This is a genomic window from Rhodococcus sp. (in: high G+C Gram-positive bacteria) (assembly GCF_049286785.1).
In the GTDB taxonomy this organism is placed as follows: Bacteria; Actinomycetota; Actinomycetes; order Mycobacteriales; family Mycobacteriaceae; genus Rhodococcus_F.
Map to the genome: position 1 here is coordinate 1 of NZ_JBAQEO010000082.1, position 3,185 is coordinate 3,185.

General features: G+C 68.4%; 3 protein-coding genes and 1 pseudogene. All 4 read right to left on the reverse strand.

From position 1 onward, the window contains the following. The coding region (locus tag WAW17_RS03050) for an MFS transporter (RefSeq protein ID WP_422331544.1) at positions 1–1,269 on the reverse strand (1,269 nt) is incomplete at its 3' end. Next, positions 1,266–2,015 carry a hypothetical protein gene (locus WAW17_RS03055; protein ID WP_422331545.1) on the reverse strand — a complete coding sequence of 250 codons (750 nt, stop codon included), beginning with the start codon at positions 2,013–2,015 and terminating at the stop codon, positions 1,266–1,268. The genes WAW17_RS03055 and WAW17_RS03050, both read right to left, overlap by 4 nt. Next, positions 2,012–2,932: a branched-chain amino acid transaminase gene (locus WAW17_RS03060; protein ID WP_422331546.1), complete on the reverse strand. Its 921-nt coding sequence runs from the start codon at positions 2,930–2,932 to the stop codon at positions 2,012–2,014. The genes WAW17_RS03055 and WAW17_RS03060 overlap by 4 nt, the downstream gene beginning before the upstream one ends. Next, positions 2,929–3,185: pseudogene (locus tag WAW17_RS03065) on the reverse strand (GNAT family N-acetyltransferase); the annotation flags it as partial. The gene WAW17_RS03060 and the pseudogene WAW17_RS03065, both read right to left, overlap by 4 nt.

Genomic DNA, 3,185 nt, shown 5'->3' on the forward strand with positions numbered 1-3,185 from the left:
GGCCGGGAGTTCCCTCGTCCGCGCGCGATCCGCGAGACTGCGACGTGCTGCCGTCCGGGAGACCAACGCGGCGGCCCCGAACGTTCCGGCCAGGACAGGCCACGCAATCAGCCCGGTCGGCAACAGAACGACGACCAGAAGCGTCGGGCCGAGCACCTTCTGGCCGGTCATGCCGAGGCTGAAGGCGCCGAGATACCGGGCGACGGCGGGCGGCGGGGACAGTTCGGCCGACAGCTCCCAGGCCGCCACGGAGTGGATGTTCTCCGCTATCGAAAGTGCCACGACTGCAAAGAGAATGGCGATTACGGTGAAGGTGGTGGCGGTCAGCTGGCCCAAGGCGAGTGCAGCGCAGCAGGCGGCCATCAGTCCTCCGGCCCACGTCAGGAGCCGGGCCGCTGCGGTCGCGCCCTCGGCGAAGCGGGCGACATATACCTGCAGAACCACTGTCAGTACGGTGTTGACCGCCATCAGCACCGGCACCCAGGCGAGTGGGACATCGGTGTACTCGATGACCCAGATCGGAAGCAGAACGATCAGAACGGTGTCGTACAGCGACAGGACACCGTTGCCAACGGTGAAGACCATGAACCACCAGTCGCGGAATGGTGAGCGCATCGCGATATGAGCCGACTCGCGTCCGGCGGACAGAGATCGGCCCTGTACTACCGTTCCCGTCGTCCGGAGTACGAACCGCACGGCGACCGCGATGGCCACGAAGGAGATTCCGTTGCCCAGGAACAGCGCCGTGAACGCGGCGGACGTGCCTGTCACGAAGACAACGCCCGCCAGTAGGAACCCCGCGGTGAGACCCACGTTCCGGACGGCACGGATGGTGGCCATCGTCCGAGTCCGGTCGCGGCCTCCGATCACGGCCGTCACGACTGCCTGCTGGATCGGACTGCTCGCTCGGTCCGCCGCGGTGAGCAACACGGTGAGCACCAGGTAGGTGGTGAAGTCGGACACGAGCGCGAAGCATCCGTAGCCGAGACCGCGCATTAACAGAAGGGCGACGTAGAACCCTCCCGGCCCCACCCGGTCGGCCAGCCTGCCCAGGGGCACCGGGGCGAGCAGCGCAAGCGCACCCGCGATCGTGGTCGCCAGGGCGATCTGGTTCGCGGTGAGCCCCACCACCCCGACGAAGTACAGGGCGAAGGACGCGAAGAACATCCCGGTGCCCAGCGAGTCGATGCCGGCGCCGACGGCCAGCGTGCGGCCCGCCGTACTGTCCGGAAGCAGCACACCACCCAGCCGCCGTACGACGGCGTTCACGGGAGGGTCCCCGGCGTCAAGAATGCGTGCACAAGATCGGCCGAACGTTGCACATGTGTGGGCGTGGCCGCCTCGGGTGCCGGACGGCGCAGGTGGTTCCAGGCGTACCGGCGGGCCGCGTTCACGAGCAGTTCGGTTGTCGGAGCCGACGCCGCTGTAGCGGCCTGTGCGACCAGCGCCGCCCCGTTGAGCAGCCGGCTGATCCGGTCGACCAGCACCCATCCGGCGGCGGCGACAATCGCGGGGTCCGCGCCCACCCATTCGTGGCGGGTGGTGCCCAGAACTTCGAGCCCGTCGTCCACCATCCGCCAGGCCGCGAGCAACCGTCCGTGGGGAGCCACTCCGAGTAGTTCTCTCGACCGCCTGGCCGCCGCGTCGAAGTGCTCGGGAATCGTCAGCAGTTCCAACGCATGAGTGGTGAGGGCCCAACAGTCTGCCCGGGCGCCGGCGCTCCCGTCGACCCGGACGGTGTCCGCTGCAAGCGAGTAGGCGACGCAGCGCCGGGCCACCCTCCGTGCGCGACCATGCGACGGCGGTGGAAGGGCGTGCCAGGCCCGGGCGGCCATGACGTCGACCACGCGGTCGGCAATCTCCTCATGCCGAGCGGTTGCCTTCGGGCTGTCGTCGAGCAGGTCTGCCCTGCTTGCCGATCCGGCGACGGCGCGCTCAAGGATTCCGACGCCATCTGCGTCCCACTCCGCGGCGACCTGTTCGGGAGGAGTCGAAGCAAGTGAACGCGTGCTCATGTGAACTCCAGCCAGTGACGATAGGTGGGCACCCGCCCGCGGACCACGTCGTGGAAGACGTCGCGCAGCTGCTTGGTGATCGGGCCGCAGCCGCCCGCCGCCACCGGGCGGTCGTCGACCGACGCCACCGGGACCATCTCGGCGGCCGTGCCGGTGAGGAACGCCTCGTCGGCGACATAGAGTTCGCTTCTGGTCAGGCTCTGCTCCCTGACCGTGATCCCCAGGTCGCGGGCGAGTGTGATCACGGTGTCGCGGGTGAGGCCGGGCAGGATGTTGTCGCTGACCGGCGGGGTGATCAGCTCACCGTCACGGATGGCGAAGATGTTCGCGGCGGATGCTTCGGCCACGTGCCCGGTGGAGGTGAGCATCAGCGCGTCGTCGTATCCGGCACGCAGCGCGCCGACCTTGGCCAGTGCCGAATTGACGTAAGCGCCGGTCGCCTTGGCCAGCGGCGGGACCGAGTGGACTCCATTACGTTGCCAGCTGCTGACGACGAGGCGGCAGCCCTCCTCGTCCGCGGTTTCACCGAGGTACGAACCCCACGGCCAGGCCGCGATGGCCACGCGGGCGCTGTCCAGCGCAGGCGCGACGCCCATCGAACCGTAGTCGAGGTAGACGATCGGGCGCAGATAGCCGGAGTCCAAGCCGGTGCGGCGCAGCAACTCGAGCGAGATCTCGGTGAGCTCGTCCACGGACCATCCGGGGTCCAGCAGGTACACCCGCGCCGAGTCGTGCAGCCGCCGCAAGTGGTCGCGTAGCCGGAACACGGCCGGACCACGGTCAGTCGCATAGGCTCGGATACCCTCGTAGACACCCCAGCCGTAGTGCAGACTCGGTGTCAACACGTGGACCTGCGCCTGGTCCCAGGCAACGAATTCACCATCCATCCAGACGGTGCTGGTCGGGATCAGTTTCATTGTTCTGCTCTCGGTTCGGTGGTGGTAGGCCGCCGGGACGGGACGGCCACTGCCGGTGCGCCGACCAACTCCAGCCGCCGCTCGATGCTGCGCGACTGCAGCGTCAGAGCCTCTCGAAATTTGTCGGCCCCTTCGCCTCGGAATGCGAACCAGCCCCAGCGGGGTCGCAGTTGGCAGCCCCGCGCGATCTTGGCCTCGTAGGCGGCGAGGCCGTAGTGGATGCGACGGATACCGTGCTCCACCGCCCACCGCA

Bases quoted from the DNA above. Each gene is read 5' to 3' on its own strand.
- WAW17_RS03055 (WP_422331545.1), bottom strand. From the start codon at position 2,015: ATGAGCACGCGTTCACTTGCTTCGACTCCTCCCGAACAGGTCGCCGCG.
- WAW17_RS03060 (WP_422331546.1), bottom strand. From the start codon at position 2,932: ATGAAACTGATCCCGACCAGCACCGTCTGGATGGATGGTGAATTCGTT.